Raw genomic sequence first — 14,998 nt, 5'->3', positions numbered from 1 at the left:
TCGAGCGCCTGGCCGAGGTGGACAGCGATATCCACTGGGCCAAGGGCCTTTACGGTGTGCTGGAAAGCGCGGGCCAGAACCCCGTGGCGCGTCCGCTTGCCGCGCTCAACACCCATGCGGCCACCGATGGCATGCTGATCCGGGTGACGGGCAAGGCATCCAAGCCGATTTCGCTGGTCTATCACCACCGCTCGGAAACCTCTGACGCGATCCTGCACCACGTGGTCAAGGTCGAAGAGGGCGCAGAGCTGACCCTGCTGGAGAATGGCCCTGCGGCCGCGCGCTTCAACAAGGTGCTGGAAGTGGAAGTGGCCGATAACGCCAGCTTCCACCATGTGCGGGCCCAGGGGCGGGATCACGAACGCCGTGCCGTCACGCATATCTTCGCGCGCCTTGGCACTGAAAGCACCTTCAAGAGCTTCACGCTGACCGCCAATGGCGTGATGACGCGCAACGAGGTGGTGCTTGAGCTGACCGGCGATGATGCCGTGGCTCATGTCGCCGGCGCGACCCTTGGGGATGGTGATTTCCACCATGACGACACGGTCTTCATCACCCATGACGCGGTGAATTGCGAAAGCCGCCAGGTCTTCAAGAAGGTGCTGCGCAACGGGGCGACCGGTGTGTTCCAGGGCAAGATCCTGGTCAAGGAAGGCGCCCAGAAGACCGATGGCTACCAGATCAGCCAGTCGCTTCTGCTGGATGGCGACAGCCAGTTCCTGGCCAAGCCGGAGCTTGAGATCTACGCCGATGACGTGGCCTGTTCGCATGGCTCCACTTCCGGCGCGATCGACGAGGAAGCTCTGTTCTACCTGCGCGCCCGCGGCGTGGGGCACAAGCAGGCGACCAACCTGCTGACCATCGCCTTCCTGGCGCAAGCCCTGGAAGAGATCGATGACGAGGCCCTGCGGGAGATCCTGCTGGATCGTCTGACCGCCTGGCTGGACCGGCGCCTGGACTGATGTCGCTGGTGCTGAATATCGCCGCCACCTATCGCGCTCCGCGACGGGTGGTGGCCCGCATCCTTGCCCAGGGCGAACGGGAAGACCGCGCCCTGGCGCTTGTGATGGGCGGCTGCGTGGCGATGTTCGTGGCCCAGTTGCCGGCCCTTGCCCGCGAAGCCTTCGAGACCGGCGCGGAATTGCAGATGCTCATGGGCGCCTCGCTTATGGGGCTGGTCTTCATCCTGCCGCTCATGCTCTACCTGCTCGCGGGGCTGTCGCATCTTGTGCTGCGCCTCTTCGGCGGCCGGGGCGATTTCTACGGCGCGCGGGTGGCGCTTTTCTGGGCGCTGGTCGCGGCCACGCCACTGCTGCTGCTGCACGGCATGGTCGCCGGGCTGATCGGGCCGGGTGGCGCGAAAAGCCTGGTCGGCCTGGCCTGGCTGGCATGTTTCCTCTGGTTCTGGATCGCGGGGCTGGTGGAAGCGGAATACAACGACCTGGAACGGAGCCAAGCGGCATGAGCACCAACTGGCCGGAGCTGATCCGGCAGAGCGTCCTGGACCCGCGCCGCGCGGCGCCCATCATCGTGAACATACCGCTGGACCGCTCTGCGATCTTCCTGGGGCTGGCGCTTGTCGCCTGCCTTAACGGTATCTTCTACGGCCTTGTTCTGCCTATGGAATTCCAGGTGGAGGCCTTTGCCTCTCCGGTGCCGCTGGCGCTGGCGGTGGGGGTCATCGTCTGGCTGAGCGCCGCCGCGCTGACCGTCGTGGGGCGGCTTTTCGGCGGTGAAGGCACGCTTGAGACGCTGCTGCGGGTCGGCATCTGGATGCAGTTGATCCGGCTGGGTGTTCAGGTCGTATTGCTTTTCGTGGAGCTTCTGTCGCCCAGCCTTGCCTGGATGCTGGCCATGGCGGCCTGGGTCTGGGGCATCTACATGACCATAACCTTTACCGCCGCGGCGCATCGTTTCGACACGTTGCTGAAGGCCGTCGGCGTTCTGGGCGTGAGCTTCTTCGGGGCAGTGCTGGCGCTTTCGGTGCTTCTGGCCGCCCTGGGCGTCGCGCCCATGGAAATCTGAGCGGGAGCCGCTGACATGTTCGACGTAACGAAAATCCGGGCCGATTTCCCGATCCTGTCCCGCAAGGTGAACAACGTGCCGCTTGTCTACCTGGACAACGGCGCCTCTGCCCAGAAGCCGCAGGCGGTCATCGACGCGGTGACCCGTGGCTATGCAGAGGAATATTCCAACGTCCACCGCGGGCTGCACTTCCTGTCCAACCTGGCGACGGACAAGTATGAATCCGTACGCGGCAAGGTCGCGCGCTTCCTGAACGCGGGCAGCGAGGATGAGATCATCCTGAACTCCGGCACCACGGAAGGCATCAACATGGTGGCCTATTCCTGGGCCATGCCGAAGCTGGAAGCCGGGGATGAGATCGTCCTGTCGGTCATGGAACACCATGCCAATATCGTGCCCTGGCACTTCCTGCGCGAACGCCAGGGCGTGGTGCTGAAATGGGTCGAGATGGAGCCCGATGGCAGCCTGGACCCCGAAAAGGTCATCGCGGCCATGGGCCCGAAAACGAAGCTGGTGGCCGTCACCCATATGTCCAACGTGCTGGGCACCGTGGTCGACGTGAAGGCGATCTGTGCCGCGGCACGCGCCCGCGGCATCGCCACGCTGGTCGATGGCTCGCAAGGGGCGGTGCACATGCCGGTGGACGTGCAGGACATCGGCTGCGATTTCTACCCGATCACCGGGCACAAGCTTTACGGCCCCTCCGGCTCTGGCGCGATCTATTGCCGGGCCGAGCGCCTGGCCGAGATGCGCCCCTTCATGGGCGGCGGCGACATGATCCGGGAGGTCCACCGGGACGAGGTGACCTATGCCGATGCCCCGATGAAGTTCGAGGCCGGCACCCCCGGCATCGTCCAGACCATCGGCCTGGGCGTGGCGCTGGACTACCTGATGGACATCGGCATGGAGAACGTCGCGGCGCATGAAAAGGCCCTGACCGCCTATGCCACCGAAAAGCTGCACGGGCTCAACTGGCTGAACATCCAGGGGCAGGCGCCGGGCAAGGGGGGGATCTTCTCTTTCACGCTGGACGGGGCGGCCCATGCCCATGACATCTCGACCATCCTCGACAAGAAGGGGGTGGCGGTGCGCGCCGGGCATCATTGCGCCGGGCCGCTGATGGAGACCCTGGGCATCACCGCCAGCTGCCGGGCCAGCTTCGCGATGTACAATACCGAAGAAGAAGTCGACAAACTGGTCGAGGCGCTGGAGCTGGCGCATGATCTGTTCGCCTGACCCTTGAGGGGGCGGGTCGGTTTCAAGCGTTCAGCGACCGTTCCGCGATCAACTGAAGACAAAAGGGCCTTTCCCCAGCGGGAGAGGCCCTTCTTATGTGCAGGGGCGACATTAATCAGGTCGTTTTCCGGCCTCCGGCTTTCATTTCGGGGCAGGGCCGCTACGCTGAGGGCAGTGAAACAATCCTAGGAGACTTCCATGGCCCTGCTGACCGAAGCTGACGAAATTTCTCAGATCGCATTCGGATTCATGGGGTCCAAGGCGCTGTTTGCCGCCTTGGAACTGAAAGTCTTTTCCCTGTTGGCCGAAGAGCCGATGACCGCCGCCACGCTGGCCGACAAGGCCGGCATCCACGAAGATCGCGCCATGACGCTGCTGACGGCGCTGGCGGGCCTTGGGCTGGTCTCTGTCGAGGGGGGCGTGTTTTCGAACTCTCCGGCGTCGCAGGCCTTCCTGGTGCGCGGGGCCAAGTATGATTTCGGCGATTACCTGCGCCTGCAGGTGGGCAAGCAGATGTATCCGCTGCTGGACCAGATCGAGGGCGCGCTGACCGGCCAGATGGACGCGGAAGCGACCAAGTCCTACGCCGATTGGTTCTCTGATCCGGAAGAGGCGCGACTTTATTCGGAAAGCCAGCACGCGGGGTCGCTTGGCCCGGCGCGCCAGCTGGCCAAGGCGCTGGACCTGTCTGGCGGCAAGAAGCTGCTGGACGTTGGCGGGGGCACGGCGGCCTTCGACATCACCCTGTGCCAGAAGTTCCCGGACCTGACCGCCACCGTGCTGGAATTCCCCAATGTGGCCGCCCTGGGGCGCAGCTACGTGGAGGACGCGGGGCTGAGCGACCGCATCACCTACCAGGAGGGCAACGCGCTTGAGGCCGACTGGCCCGGCGGTCAGGATATCGTGTTGATGTCCTACCTGTTTTCCGGCGTGCCGGGCGCGACCCACGACGGGCTGATCGCCAAGGCGATGGAGGTGCTGAACCCCGGCGGGCTGATCCTGATCCACGATTTCGTGGTCGAGACGGAGCGCACCGGGCCGTCGCTGGCCGCGCTCTGGCAATTGCAGCACACGGCCTTCACGCCCGAGGCGCGCTCGCTGGATGCGGGCTGGCTGACCGGCGCGCTGGACTCCGCCGGCTTCGCCGACACCGGCATCCGGGTGATGATCCCGGAGATGACCATGCTGGCCCAGGGCCGCAAGCCTGCCTGACGCCGCGCAAACCGCGTGAAAATTTTTGCGAGGGGCGGGTCTTAGCCCCTTGCCCTTGTCCCGACCTCAGGCCATAAGCGGGACCCACAGGCACCCGTAGCTCAGCTGGATAGAGCGCTGCCCTCCGAAGGCAGAGGCCATAGGTTCGAATCCTATCGGGTGCACCATAAAATCAATCACTTACTGTTCGTGTCGCAAAAGATTGCAGCTTTTGGCGGGCCTCATGCGCACCCTCTTAGGGGCTTATGCATCGCAGGGATGATGTGTGGCTTTGGCCCGAGTGCGCGCTTCCGCACATTGGGCGCGAAGCAAGACGGCGACTTTCTCGCTCTGTGGGGCGCTAGCCTCAACATGAGCTCTGAGTGACCAAAGCTTCAATGCCCGCAAAGCTATCTTTGTGGCTGAACATCCTTGCTTGCCAGCAACGCGGCTGCGGCAATCATGAGCGCGCCGCAGAGTTTGTTCACCAAGCCGAAGGAAAACCGCTTGAGGGCCGTGGCCGCGCGAACACCCAGCCAGCCCCAAAGCAGTAGAATGGCGCCATCCACCACCAGGTACGTGACGCCGAGGATGACCAGTTGCGGCAGGACTGGCGTTGTCGGGTCGATGAACTGCGGAAAGAGAGCCCCGAAAAACACGACCGCAAAGGGGTTCGCCATGGATGTTACGAACCCCTGTCGGAACAATCGAAACGATTGGCCCGAGGTATTCGCGGTGACGTCATCCCCCTGATCTTTCGAGAGAATTAGCTGGATTCCGATCCAGACCAGATAGGCCACCCCGAGCCATTTGATCCAGATAAAGGCAGTCGCCGAGGTCGCGATGATTGCGGCCAGTCCAAAGGCTGCCGCCGTCATTTGCAGGCTGTTCGCGGCCAGATCGCCGGCGATCGTATAGGCGCTACGCCTTAGCCCATACCTGACGCTATTCGAGATGATCAGAAGCTGGCTGGTGTCAGGGGGTGTTGCGAAAAACACGGCGACCGCTGCCAGGTAGATCAAATAGGCTTCCATGGGCATCGTCGCGTTCCCTCCATTTGCAAGGGAAGGCTAGTGCCATCGCGCCGGGCCGGTCAAACTTTCATTGCAGGCATTTGGCGTGGGCACGGGAATGGCCGCCATGTGCACTGAGCCGGCATTCATGAGGGCCAGGACAAGGGCAGGCTTGCCTGGGCGATGTCAGATCAAGCCGCAGGGAGCGCGCGGGCGGTCACGTCACCTCGCCCAGGTGATCCTGCATCCAGCGGATCTCTTCGGTCGCGCTGCGGCCGAAGTGCCGGCGAAAGTCCCGGCTGAACTGGGAGGCGCTCGTATAGCCGACCTGGGCCGCGACGCTGGCGACCGAGCCCTGGTTGCGCGCGATCATCAGCCGCGCCTCGTGCAGGCGCATCGCCTTGATGTAGCCGATGGGCGAGGTTCCCGTCAGCTGCTTGAAATGCGCATGGTAAGACGGAACGCTCATCCCCGCCGCGGCTGCCAGATCGGGCACAGAGAGGCGGGCGGCATAGCTTTCCCGGATGCGCGCCAGGCTTTCCACGATGCGTCCGGCTGGGCCCTGGTGGCGTAGCGCCGCCCGCAGCGCGCCGCCCTGCGGGCCGACGAGCACGCGGTAATGCAGCTCCCGCAGCAGACCCGGGCCAAGAATCTCGCTTTCCCGCGGATCGCCCAGCGTGCCCAGGACCCGGCCAAGCAGACTGCGCATCCGTGGGTCCAGCGGGCTTGAAACGAGGCTGCGGGCCTGCGTCGGCACCGGGCCTTCCAAAGTGTCCAGCGCCAAGGCGATCTCTGCCGCGAGTTTCAGGTCGAACTCAAGATACATCGCCAGCAGAGGCCGTGCGGGATCGGCCAGAGAGCCCATGCGGAACGGCACCGGGACGGACACGGCAAGATAGTGATCGGCATCATAGCGATACACCTGCCCATCCAGGAAACCTTGCTTGGCCCCCTGCAGCACGAAGACCGCACCCGGCCGGTAGAGCACCGGCACGTCCTCAAGCACGGTTTCGGAACGCAGGATCCGCAGGCCGGGCAGGGCGGTCAGGTTGTAGCCCGCGCGCGGCGCAAGCAGGCCCGCCTGCAAGATCAGATCATCAGGGATCACGGGGGAATTCATAGGATCGGACAATAATGACAGAGGATCCGCCGTATCTGACGGGCTGGCTCAAGACTATCTGTCAATCCGTGGAAACAAGCAAGTGAGGCCTCTTCATGGCAGGCAAGACCTTTTTCATTACCGGCGCCAATTCTGGTTTCGGTTTCTCCATCGCCAAGGCTGCCCTGGCGGCGGGTCATGCGGTGATCGGCACGGTGCGCTCCGACACGGCGCGCGACGTGTTGCACGACCGCCTTCCGGGGGCGCATCCGGTGCTTTGCGATGTCACCGATTTCGACAATCTCGCGCAGATTATCGCGCAGGCCGAGGAAGATTTCGGCCCGGTCGATGTGCTGGTGAACAATGCGGGCTACGGGCATGAGGGGGTGCTTGAGGAATCGCCCCTGTCCGAGATGCGGCGCCAGTTCGACGTAAATGTCTTTGGCGCCGTGGCGGTGGCCAAGGCCTTTCTGCCCCGGTTCCGCCAGCGCAGGTCTGGCTTCATTCTGAACGTGACGTCGATGGGCGGGCTGATCACCATGCCGGGGATTGCCTATTACTGCGGCAGCAAGTTCGCGTTGCAGGGCATTTCCGAGGTCATGCGGGCCGAGATGGCGCCTTTCGGCGTGTATGTCACGGCGCTTTGCCCGGGCTCCTTCCGCACGGATTGGGCAGGCCGGTCCATGGTCCGCACGGAGCGTTCGATTGCCGATTACGACAGCCTCTTCGACCCGATCCGCGCGGCACGGCAGCAAAAGCATGGGGCCCAGCTTGGCGACCCTGACAGGCTGGCCGAGGCGGTGCTGGAACTTGTCATGTCGGACACGCCGCCGCCGCAGTTGCTGCTGGGCAGCGACGCGCTTGACTTGGTGCGCAGGCGGCTGACGGCGATGCTGGGCGAGATCGATGACTGGGAGGCCGTCACACGCTCTACCGACGGTTGACGGCATCTTCACTGCGGGCGCGGAGTGATCCGGTCGTCCAGTCCGAGCTGCCGGCCCTCTTCGTCCGGCAGGCGCGACGCTCTGTGCGCGCAGTGATTCCGCAGCGTTAGTGGCACGATACGAACACGTTTTAATATTTACTGAATCGCAAGGATGTGTGAGATTTCTTACGTGTCCTTGATTCTTTCCACGAAGCGCCAAGGGCATAGCAGAACGCGCTATGCAGCCCTGGGTGGCCGATTTTGGCCCAAGGCATTTAGCAAGTAAACGCTTGTAGTTTCGTGAAAATTCGTCTTGTAGGGGCACGCCGTGTATTCCGCTTTTCTCTACCACAGCCAGGCAATGGTGCCGCAGGATCGAGATCGGTCCATTTACACCATGGCGCGAGCTTTCAACGGGCCTCTGGGCATCAGCGGGACGTTGCATCGGCAAGGCGGCACCTTCACCCAGTACGTAGAGGGGCCGACGGAAGCGGTGGAGCTTGTGAAGGCGAATATCCTTCAGGACAGCCGGCACAGGAACATCAGGGTCGTCTGCGATGGGCCGGTCGATACCCGGTATTTCGACGGCTGGGCGATGGGGTACACGACTGAGCAAACCTGTTGCTGGGACAGCTGGGCCAAGAGCGCAGGCGCGCCGTCTGACATTACGCTTGCCCCGGCAAAGCGTCTTGTCGAGTTCCTTCACTACGCGCATTTGATCAACCTTCCCGCACATCACGTTCGTGATGTCCAACCCGGTATGCGCGGTAGGTTGAAAAGGTTGCTTCCAAGAATCTCGGGCGGCATCGCTCATCAACGATGAGCCTTTGCGAGGCTTGATAAAGAGGCTTTTCCAAAGCTTTCGTCGGGCCTCGATCATCAGGATATGCACCAGCCTGTGACGTGGTTGGCCGGAGCCGGGCTACTTGGCGGTGCCAGGCGTCAGGCCTTTGGGTCCGTAAAGGGCAGGTAGAGGCCGTCTGCTCTGCTTGAGCGAAACAGCAAGCAGGCGCCTGACGCCCTTCCGCAAAAGGTTGCGATCCTGGCGCCGTTGCGTGCGCTTTTCACGGCCTGTCCTGCTCAATGCTGCGAGCAAGAAGTGCCTCTCGACTCCGGCTTGTCCGACCCGAGAGGGAACACTGCGGGCACAGGCGCGTTTAAATTTAAGGATTTCACCAGAATTTCAGCACGAAGCCATTTCTGGCCATAGGTTGCTTGATGGATCGACGTGCCCGCAGGAGGCGATGAATGAAAGGCGAATGGTTTGGCAGGCCGGGACTGTCGAGCGTGACGGCAGTCTCGAAAGCCGATGAGAGCGCCTTGACGGAACAGGATCGGCGCGGGGTCGTGCGCCGGTTGGATCCTGAGCTTTGGCAACTGTTGCGGGCGGCCTGTTCCGAGGTGCGGCAGCTGGACTCACGCGAAATGCTCTCGAAAGCGGGCGAAAAGCTGGACGTCAGCGCGCTGCTGCTTGACGGGCTGATGGCGCGCTATGTCCGCAACGGACAAAAGAGCGAGCCGCAGAGCGCGATCGTTTCCATCAGCGTGCCGGGGGATTTCGTCGATCTGCACGCCTTGCCGCTGAAACGTCTGGACCACGATATCGGCGCCCTGACGGAGGCGCGGGTGGCGCTCTTTCCCCACGCGGCGCTGGACCGGATCATGGAACGGTCCTCTCACCATGCCCGGCAACTCTGGCGCTTGACCATGATCGATGCCGCGATCCATAGGCACTGGATTTTCCGGTCCAGCCGGTTGCGCGCCCTGGCGTCGGTGGCAGATTTCGTGAGCGAGATGGATCAGCGGCTTCAGGAAGCGGGAGAGATCAGGGTCGACCGGCTTTCCTTGCCGCTTCTTCAGACCGATCTGGCAGAGATCGCCGGGCTTTCCCCGGTGCATGTCAGCCGCGTCTGCCGCGAGCTTCGCGAGAGCGGCGCCTGCACGATCCGGGACGGACATGCCGAGATCCACGACAGGGCGCTTTTGCATCAGCTGGCGCATTTCGACCCCTCCTACCTCTACCCACCTGAAGACTGAGCGCCGCCGCAGACGAAGGCCGCTGCGATCCAGGTGGGCGCGGCATCGCGGCGGATGTCATGCTTCGGTCGGTCGGCCGAAAGCGCGGCCAGCAGAAGGGCCTCTACGTCGCGCGCGGTCAGCGTTGTTTCGGTCGGGCCGAGGTAGCCGGCGACAAGACACACGCCATCCGGTGCAAGGCTGTCGACAATCAGGCGCAGGACGTCCTCCAACCCGGTGGCGGAGAGATAGTAGAGCACTTCGGACAGCACGATCAGATCCCATTGCCCCTCTGGCCAGTCTTGCGGGACCGCGGCCACCTCGAACCGGGCGTTCGGGATGCCGCGTGTTTTGGCGCGGTCGATGGCGGTGGGGGCGAAGTCGAGCCCGAGCAGGCTGTCACAGTGGCGCGCGAGTGTTTCGCTCATCACCCCGATGGAGCAGCCGACCTCCAGCGCGCGCGGGAAGCGGCGCGGCGGCAGCAGGGCGAGGCAGCGGGCGTATTTCTCTGCCTCATAGGCGCTGGTCTCATAGTTCCAGGGATCGCCGGCTTCACGGTAGAGACGGTCGAAGGAGGCGGCATCGCGGCTCATGATGGAATGAAGATCTCATCCGCCGCAACAAAATGCGCGGCGAGGTCCTGCGGCATGCGGAAACCCTCCGGGTCATCGGTGATGAGGCCGGTCATCTGGGAGGCATGGGCGGCAACGGCGCGCGCCTTCACCTCACGGTAGGCTGTCGTTTGAAAACGCCTGAGGCCGGCGCTTGAGGCCCCCGCCACGGGGGATTGCACCCGCCCCCAGACCGGGCACGCGAACATGCCGCAGTCCAGCGGCTCCGCCATCCAGCGGGCAAGGCGCCATACCTTCTGGTGGTCGCTGTGCGGATCGCCGTTCCAGGTGGTCCAGATCGCCGTGACGCCCCCAAGATGACACCGCAGCCGCGTTTCGACGTCGCTAAAGGCGCCGGGGTCATCCGGCGCGCCTTGGTCCGGATAGCCCAGCCAGATCGGCGTCTCGCGCCCCTGGGTGAGGATGTCGATGGCCAGCTCGACCTCTGCCTTGCGCAGGGCGGAGAGGGCGGCGGCGGGATAGGCCCTGGACCCGGGGTGGGACAAGGCCCCGTCCGTGACGACCGCCACGTGAACGCGGTGACCGGCCGCAGAGGCGGCGGCGATGGCCCCGCCCATGGCAAGGGATTCATCATCGGGGTGGGGCGCCAGAACGAGCACGGCGCCGGGTCCGGTCAGCTCTGCAAGCTGGGCAAGGGGGGCGCTTTGGGCCTGTGTGACAATCCCGGTGAACGTCATCATCCTGCCCAGACCTCTCCGATCGGGGCCTTGGATGCGCATAGGGCCAAGCCGACGTGGCGCAGCTTGCCGTCCAGGTCAGCCTGCCGGAGGAACAGCCCCAGGTCCCGGCGCACCAGCTCTGCCCGCTGGCCCTTGACGAAGGACCGGGTGCCAAGGGCCCGGTCCGCCAGGGCGATCCCTTCAAGGCAGGCTACCTCGACCTCCTCCCGCGCGGCCAGGCTGAGCGCGACTGCCTTTGGCCCCGCGCCGGGGGCCTCGACCCGGGCCGCGGCATCCTCGACCATCAGGCGGGCGCGATGGGCCAGGCTGGCGATGCGGGCCAGACGGTGCAATTGAGCCTCTCCCGGCGCGTTCGTTGCGCTGACGGCGCGGCGCACCTCTTCGGCCAGGGCCTCTAGCCCGCCGGTCTGCACGGCGGCGTAGCGCCAGACACCGCCCTGGAAATGCGGCTCTTGCAGGTAAACATCCGCAGCGCCAAGCGCCTCTGCCGTGACACCGTTGAAATCGTAGCTGCCCGAGGCCGTCGCCCGCATGCCGGAGGTGTCCCAGGCAGCGGCATCTGCCCGCCCTGGGTGGCGCACCTCTGCGATGGCAAGACGCAGGCCGTCGACATGCTGCGCCGTCACCACGGCATGGGTGACGGTCCCGAGCCCCGAGGCAAAGCGCTTGCCCCCGGCCAGCCGCAGACGGCCATCGAGTTCTGTCACTACGGTCACCGGCTGGTCGGCGTCAGCGCCCCAAACGCCGAAGATCGCGCCGTTTCGTGCAGAGGCGGTGTGGCGCCGCAGCTGATCGGGCGTACCGTAGAGGGTGATGAGCTTGAGGGCGTTCATATGCCCCTCCGCCAGCCGCCCGACCGAGAGGCTGGCGCGGCCGATCCGACGCAGCAAGGTGGCCTGCGCGCGTGCCTGTTGCACACCACCCTCGAAGGCGCAGAGACGGGCGAGGATGCCGGACGATGCCAGCTGGCGCATATCGCCCGAGAGATTGCAGCCGCCTGCATCGGCCTTCAGCGCAGCCTCCGCGATGGCCTTGAGTGCATCGGCTTCGCTCTGCGGGCGCAGGGCTGTTGCGGGGGCGTCTTTCATGCTGTCAGCCTTTCCTTGGCCGCCCGGGAGGCGCAGACGGCCGCCGCCAGAAGGGGCAATTCGCGCTCCACGTCCGAGAGCCGCATTGGGATGCGTGCAAGTCCGGCCAGTTGCCTGTCGATCTGCGCGACCTGCAGCGAGCCCGGGCCGAACCGGGCCAGGTCCTCTCGCCTTGCGCGCCGCAGGTGCGAGCGCTGCAGGGTTCGGTCGGCAGGTTCGAGCGCGCTGTCCACCAGCGGATCGGGATCGGAAATGCGCTGCGCCAGGGCCTCGGCCATGCCGCCCGGCGCGCGACCGTCCAGACGACAGGAGGTCGAGACGCGCACCTTCTCGCTGTGCCTGACCCGCCAGCCACGGTCCTCTGCGATCGCGGCAAAGGCGCGGTCCTCGTTTCGGGGCAGCGCCGGGATGCCGCCGGTATCTAGATAAAGCGGCATCCGGAAGGCAAGGCTGGCGCCCGCAGCCCCCAGCCCACAGGGGGCGAGGTCATGCTCCAAAGGGTCGATCAGGGCACGAAGCGCGAGGGTCAGCGCGACGTACTCGCCCTCTGCCGCGCCGCGCTGAGAGATGATCCGGGGCAATTGTGCGAACTCCTGGGCATCCGGCAGGACGGTGCCGCAGATCAGGTCGGCCTGGCTCAGCTCTGACAGGTTGGCGTCAAGCCAGTCGGGACACACGCGGCTGTCGGCATCGGTTGTGAGCACCACGCCCTGGGGCGCAAGCCGAGGGGTCGCAGCGGCGACGGCCTGCCGCCGCACCGCGCCAACACCCCCCGGAGGGGTGTCGGCCAGGTCCATCAGCAGCCCCGCCGTGCGTGTGGTCGTGAACCAGTCCTTGGCACGGGCAAAGGTCGCGTCTGTGGACCCATTGACGACCAGGACGATCCCACCGCGATCCCGCAAGGACAGGCGCGCCGCCTCGAGGCAGAACAGGATCCGCTCGGCCTCGTTTCGCGCCGGGATCGTGATCGCGGCGGGCCAGGGCGAGTCCGGGCCGAACGCGCGGCTGCGCGCGGCAAGAGGGGGGCGGCTCACGCCGCCCGCTCCCAGAACCGCAGCGCCTTGCAGGCGGTGAGGAAGTCCTCCGGGTTGCCGTCAAGGATGAAGACGCCGTCATCGGCCTTGTCCGGCACCGCGGCTGACCAGAAGGCGGATTTTGCCTCTGCCGTCAGGGCGATGAACTTCATGTGCGCAAAGGCATCGGCAAGGAATGCGCGCGCGCCGTGCATCGCCGCCAGCTTGGCCGCGCCATCTTCAGAGGCGAGGATGGCCACTGCGTCGAACAGGACCGACGGCGCGCCATCCAGCTTTTCATCCGCGGCGATGGTCTTGCCGCGCGCGGTGGTCACGCCGCCGACCTTCTCTGCGATCACGGTGATCTGCGCGCCGGCGCTTTCGGCGGCCGATTTCAGCGCCTCGAAGGCGCCGCCGTCGATCCCGTCGGTCACCAGCACGCCCAGCTTGCGACCCGAAAAGCTGTCCGGTGCGTTGGCCAGCATGCTGAGCGCGGGCGAGGCATCGGTCTGGATCACGTCGCGCGCGGGGGTGGCCGCGCTAGGCATCTCCGTCAGGCCCAAACCATCGGCGACCGTCTTGGCAAGCTCCTCGTCGACGACCATCAGGTGGCCGACCATGCGCTGGCGGATCGACAGGCGTTCCACCTTGGAGAGCTCGAAGACGAAGGCGTCGGCGATATGCCCTTTTTCGACATCGGTCTGGCTGCGGTAGAATTGCCGCGCCTGGCTGTAATGGTCGGCAAAGGTGTCGGAGCGGATGCGCTGCTTCGGCCCAGCTTCCTCGGCCGGGTAGGAGGTGAAGCCGCGCTCCGGGTCCTCGCGCGGGCCCTCGCCATGGCTGTTGGGCTCATAGTTGGCCCGGCCCTTGGGGTTGTGCATCGCCATGTGGCCGTCCTGTTGCAGGTGGGCAAAGGGGCATTTCGGCGCGTTGATCGGGATGTGGTTGAAGTTCGGCCCGCCCAGCCGCTTCAGCTGCGTGTCGAGGTACGAGAAATTCCGCCCCTGAAGCAGCGGGTCGTTGGAATGGTCGATGCCGGGCACGATGTTGCCGGTCTGAAAGGCGACCTGCTCGGTCTCGGCAAAGAAGTTGTCGACCATGCGGTTCAGCGTCAGCGTGCCGACACGGCGCACCGGCACGACTTCCTCTGGGATCAGCTTGGTGGCGTCCAACACGTCGAAATCGAAGCTGTCGGCGAAATCCTCGTCAAAGACCTGAAGACCCAGATCCCATTGGGGATAATCGCCTTTCTGGATCGCGTCCCAAAGGTCCCGGCGGTGGAAATCGGGGTCCGCGCCGTTGATCTTGACCGCCTCGTCCCAGAGAACGGATTGCATGCCCAGGCGGGGCTTCCAGTGGAACTTGACGAAGCTCGACTTGCCCTCCGCGTTCACCAGCCGGAAGGTATGCACGCCAAACCCTTCCATGAAGCGGAAGGCGCGCGGGATGGTCCGGTCCGACATAATCCAGAGCGCCATGTGCATGGCTTCCGGCATGAGCGAGATGAAGTCCCAGAAGTTATCATGCGCCGTCTGTGCCTGCGGGAACCCGCGGTCGGGCTCCTGCTTTGCCGCATGGATCAGGTCCGGGAACTTCATCGCATCCTGGATGAAGAAGACGGGGATGTTGTTGCCGACGAGGTCCCAGTTGCCTTCCTTGGTATAGAACTTCACCGCGAAGCCGCGCACGTCCCGGGCAAGGTCGGGTGAGCCCTTGTTGCCGGCGACGGTGGAGAAGCGCACGAAGACATCCGTCTTCTCGCCCACCTCGGTCAGCAACTTGGCGCGGGTGAGGTCCGACAGATCCTCGGTCAGTTCGAAGGTGCCGTGAGCGCCATAGCCCCGGGCGTGCACGACCCGCTCCGGAATGCGCTCGTGGTCGAAGTGAAAGATCTTCTCGCGGAAGACCTGGTCTTCGATCAGGTGCGGCCCGCGCTGTCCGACCTTGAGCGTGTTCTGATCGTCCGAGATCGGCATGCCGACCTGCGTCGTCATGGTCTCATGGCTATCATCGGCAACCTGGTGGGTCTCGCCGCCGTTGCCTTTGCGGATATCACTGTCGTCTTTCATGGTCATTCCTT

15 protein-coding genes and 1 tRNA gene are annotated in these 14,998 nt (G+C 64.8%); 9 read left to right on the top strand and 7 right to left on the bottom strand.

What is annotated here, in order from left to right; genetic code table 11:
- From sufD to HCZ97_RS17795, 6 genes are all read left to right on the top strand, one after another.
- Nucleotides 1-962, top strand: a 962-nt coding sequence (sufD, locus tag HCZ97_RS17820; RefSeq protein WP_167690465.1) for a Fe-S cluster assembly protein SufD, incomplete at its 5' end; no start/stop codon positions are given.
- Nucleotides 962-1,465 carry a YIP1 family protein gene (locus HCZ97_RS17815; protein ID WP_167690464.1) on the top strand — a complete coding sequence of 168 codons (504 nt, stop codon included), beginning with the start codon at nucleotides 962-964 and terminating at the stop codon, nucleotides 1,463-1,465. The genes sufD and HCZ97_RS17815, both read left to right, overlap by 1 nt.
- A complete protein-coding gene (locus HCZ97_RS17810) occupies nucleotides 1,462-2,025 on the top strand; it encodes a YIP1 family protein (protein WP_167690463.1) in 564 nt (187 codons plus the stop codon). Before HCZ97_RS17815 ends, HCZ97_RS17810 begins: the two co-directional genes overlap by 4 nt.
- Before the next feature lie 15 nt (nucleotides 2,026-2,040).
- On the top strand, nucleotides 2,041-3,261 hold the full coding sequence (locus tag HCZ97_RS17805; protein ID WP_167690462.1) for a cysteine desulfurase: 1,221 nt from the start codon (nucleotides 2,041-2,043) through the stop codon (nucleotides 3,259-3,261).
- A 198-nt stretch (nucleotides 3,262-3,459) separates the two neighbouring features.
- Nucleotides 3,460-4,473, top strand: a complete 1,014-nt coding sequence (locus tag HCZ97_RS17800; RefSeq protein ID WP_167690461.1) for a methyltransferase dimerization domain-containing protein — start codon at nucleotides 3,460-3,462, stop codon at nucleotides 4,471-4,473.
- Nucleotides 4,474-4,563: 90 nt separating this feature from the next.
- Nucleotides 4,564-4,640 (top strand) — tRNA-Arg (locus HCZ97_RS17795).
- 222 nt (nucleotides 4,641-4,862) lie between these two features.
- Here HCZ97_RS17795 and HCZ97_RS17790 read toward each other — a convergent pair.
- Nucleotides 4,863-5,486, bottom strand: a complete 624-nt coding sequence (locus HCZ97_RS17790) for a LysE family translocator (RefSeq protein WP_254871592.1) — start codon at nucleotides 5,484-5,486, stop codon at nucleotides 4,863-4,865.
- Nucleotides 5,487-5,682: 196 nt separating this feature from the next.
- Nucleotides 5,683-6,573, bottom strand: coding sequence for an AraC family transcriptional regulator (locus tag HCZ97_RS17785; RefSeq protein ID WP_217701820.1), 891 nt, complete (start codon nucleotides 6,571-6,573; stop codon nucleotides 5,683-5,685).
- A 107-nt stretch (nucleotides 6,574-6,680) separates the two neighbouring features.
- On the opposite strand from HCZ97_RS17785, the gene HCZ97_RS17780 reads away from it, so the two are divergent.
- From HCZ97_RS17780 to HCZ97_RS17770, 3 genes are all read left to right on the top strand, one after another.
- Nucleotides 6,681-7,508: an oxidoreductase gene (locus HCZ97_RS17780; RefSeq protein WP_167690458.1), complete on the top strand. Its 828-nt coding sequence runs from the start codon at nucleotides 6,681-6,683 to the stop codon at nucleotides 7,506-7,508.
- Between the two features lie 309 nt (nucleotides 7,509-7,817).
- Nucleotides 7,818-8,312, top strand: a complete 495-nt coding sequence (locus HCZ97_RS17775; protein ID WP_167690457.1) for a BLUF domain-containing protein — start codon at nucleotides 7,818-7,820, stop codon at nucleotides 8,310-8,312.
- A gap of 425 nt (nucleotides 8,313-8,737) precedes the next feature.
- Nucleotides 8,738-9,526, top strand: a complete 789-nt coding sequence (locus HCZ97_RS17770; RefSeq protein WP_167690456.1) for a Crp/Fnr family transcriptional regulator — start codon at nucleotides 8,738-8,740, stop codon at nucleotides 9,524-9,526.
- Here the strand turns inward: HCZ97_RS17770 and HCZ97_RS17765 are convergent.
- The 5 genes from HCZ97_RS17765 to HCZ97_RS17745 are packed head-to-tail and all read right to left on the bottom strand — an operon-like array spanning nucleotide 9,508 to nucleotide 14,993.
- Nucleotides 9,508-10,098: a class I SAM-dependent methyltransferase gene (locus HCZ97_RS17765; RefSeq protein WP_167690455.1), complete on the bottom strand. Its 591-nt coding sequence runs from the start codon at nucleotides 10,096-10,098 to the stop codon at nucleotides 9,508-9,510. The genes HCZ97_RS17770 and HCZ97_RS17765 overlap by 19 nt on opposite strands.
- Nucleotides 10,095-10,817: a PIG-L deacetylase family protein gene (locus HCZ97_RS17760; protein WP_167690454.1), complete on the bottom strand. Its 723-nt coding sequence runs from the start codon at nucleotides 10,815-10,817 to the stop codon at nucleotides 10,095-10,097. The genes HCZ97_RS17765 and HCZ97_RS17760 overlap by 4 nt, the downstream gene beginning before the upstream one ends.
- A complete protein-coding gene (locus HCZ97_RS17755; protein WP_167690453.1) occupies nucleotides 10,814-11,905 on the bottom strand; it encodes an acyl-CoA dehydrogenase family protein in 1,092 nt (363 codons plus the stop codon). The genes HCZ97_RS17760 and HCZ97_RS17755 overlap by 4 nt, the downstream gene beginning before the upstream one ends.
- A complete protein-coding gene (locus tag HCZ97_RS17750) occupies nucleotides 11,902-12,939 on the bottom strand; it encodes a glycosyltransferase family 2 protein (RefSeq protein WP_167690452.1) in 1,038 nt (345 codons plus the stop codon). Before HCZ97_RS17750 ends, HCZ97_RS17755 begins: the two co-directional genes overlap by 4 nt.
- Nucleotides 12,936-14,993: a catalase gene (locus HCZ97_RS17745; RefSeq protein ID WP_167690451.1), complete on the bottom strand. Its 2,058-nt coding sequence runs from the start codon at nucleotides 14,991-14,993 to the stop codon at nucleotides 12,936-12,938. Before HCZ97_RS17745 ends, HCZ97_RS17750 begins: the two co-directional genes overlap by 4 nt.
- Nucleotides 14,994-14,998 lie beyond the last annotated feature (5 nt).

Source organism: Pseudooceanicola sp. HF7 (assembly GCF_011806405.1).
Lineage (GTDB): Bacteria > Pseudomonadota > Alphaproteobacteria > Rhodobacterales > Rhodobacteraceae > Pseudooceanicola.
This window is presented reverse-complemented; position numbering and strand designations above follow the sequence as displayed.

Bases quoted from the DNA above. Each gene is read 5' to 3' on its own strand.
- HCZ97_RS17765 (WP_167690455.1), bottom strand. From the start codon at position 10,098: ATGAGCCGCGATGCCGCCTCCTTCGACCGTCTCTACCGTGAAGCCGGC.
- HCZ97_RS17760 (WP_167690454.1), bottom strand. From the start codon at position 10,817: ATGATGACGTTCACCGGGATTGTCACACAGGCCCAAAGCGCCCCCCTT.
- HCZ97_RS17780 (WP_167690458.1), top strand. From the start codon at position 6,681: ATGGCAGGCAAGACCTTTTTCATTACCGGCGCCAATTCTGGTTTCGGT.
- HCZ97_RS17815 (WP_167690464.1), top strand. From the start codon at position 962: ATGTCGCTGGTGCTGAATATCGCCGCCACCTATCGCGCTCCGCGACGG.
- HCZ97_RS17770 (WP_167690456.1), top strand. From the start codon at position 8,738: ATGAAAGGCGAATGGTTTGGCAGGCCGGGACTGTCGAGCGTGACGGCA.
- HCZ97_RS17805 (WP_167690462.1), top strand. From the start codon at position 2,041: ATGTTCGACGTAACGAAAATCCGGGCCGATTTCCCGATCCTGTCCCGC.
- HCZ97_RS17810 (WP_167690463.1), top strand. From the start codon at position 1,462: ATGAGCACCAACTGGCCGGAGCTGATCCGGCAGAGCGTCCTGGACCCG.
- HCZ97_RS17790 (WP_254871592.1), bottom strand. From the start codon at position 5,486: ATGGAAGCCTATTTGATCTACCTGGCAGCGGTCGCCGTGTTTTTCGCA.
- HCZ97_RS17745 (WP_167690451.1), bottom strand. From the start codon at position 14,993: ATGACCATGAAAGACGACAGTGATATCCGCAAAGGCAACGGCGGCGAG.
- HCZ97_RS17755 (WP_167690453.1), bottom strand. From the start codon at position 11,905: ATGAAAGACGCCCCCGCAACAGCCCTGCGCCCGCAGAGCGAAGCCGAT.
- HCZ97_RS17800 (WP_167690461.1), top strand. From the start codon at position 3,460: ATGGCCCTGCTGACCGAAGCTGACGAAATTTCTCAGATCGCATTCGGA.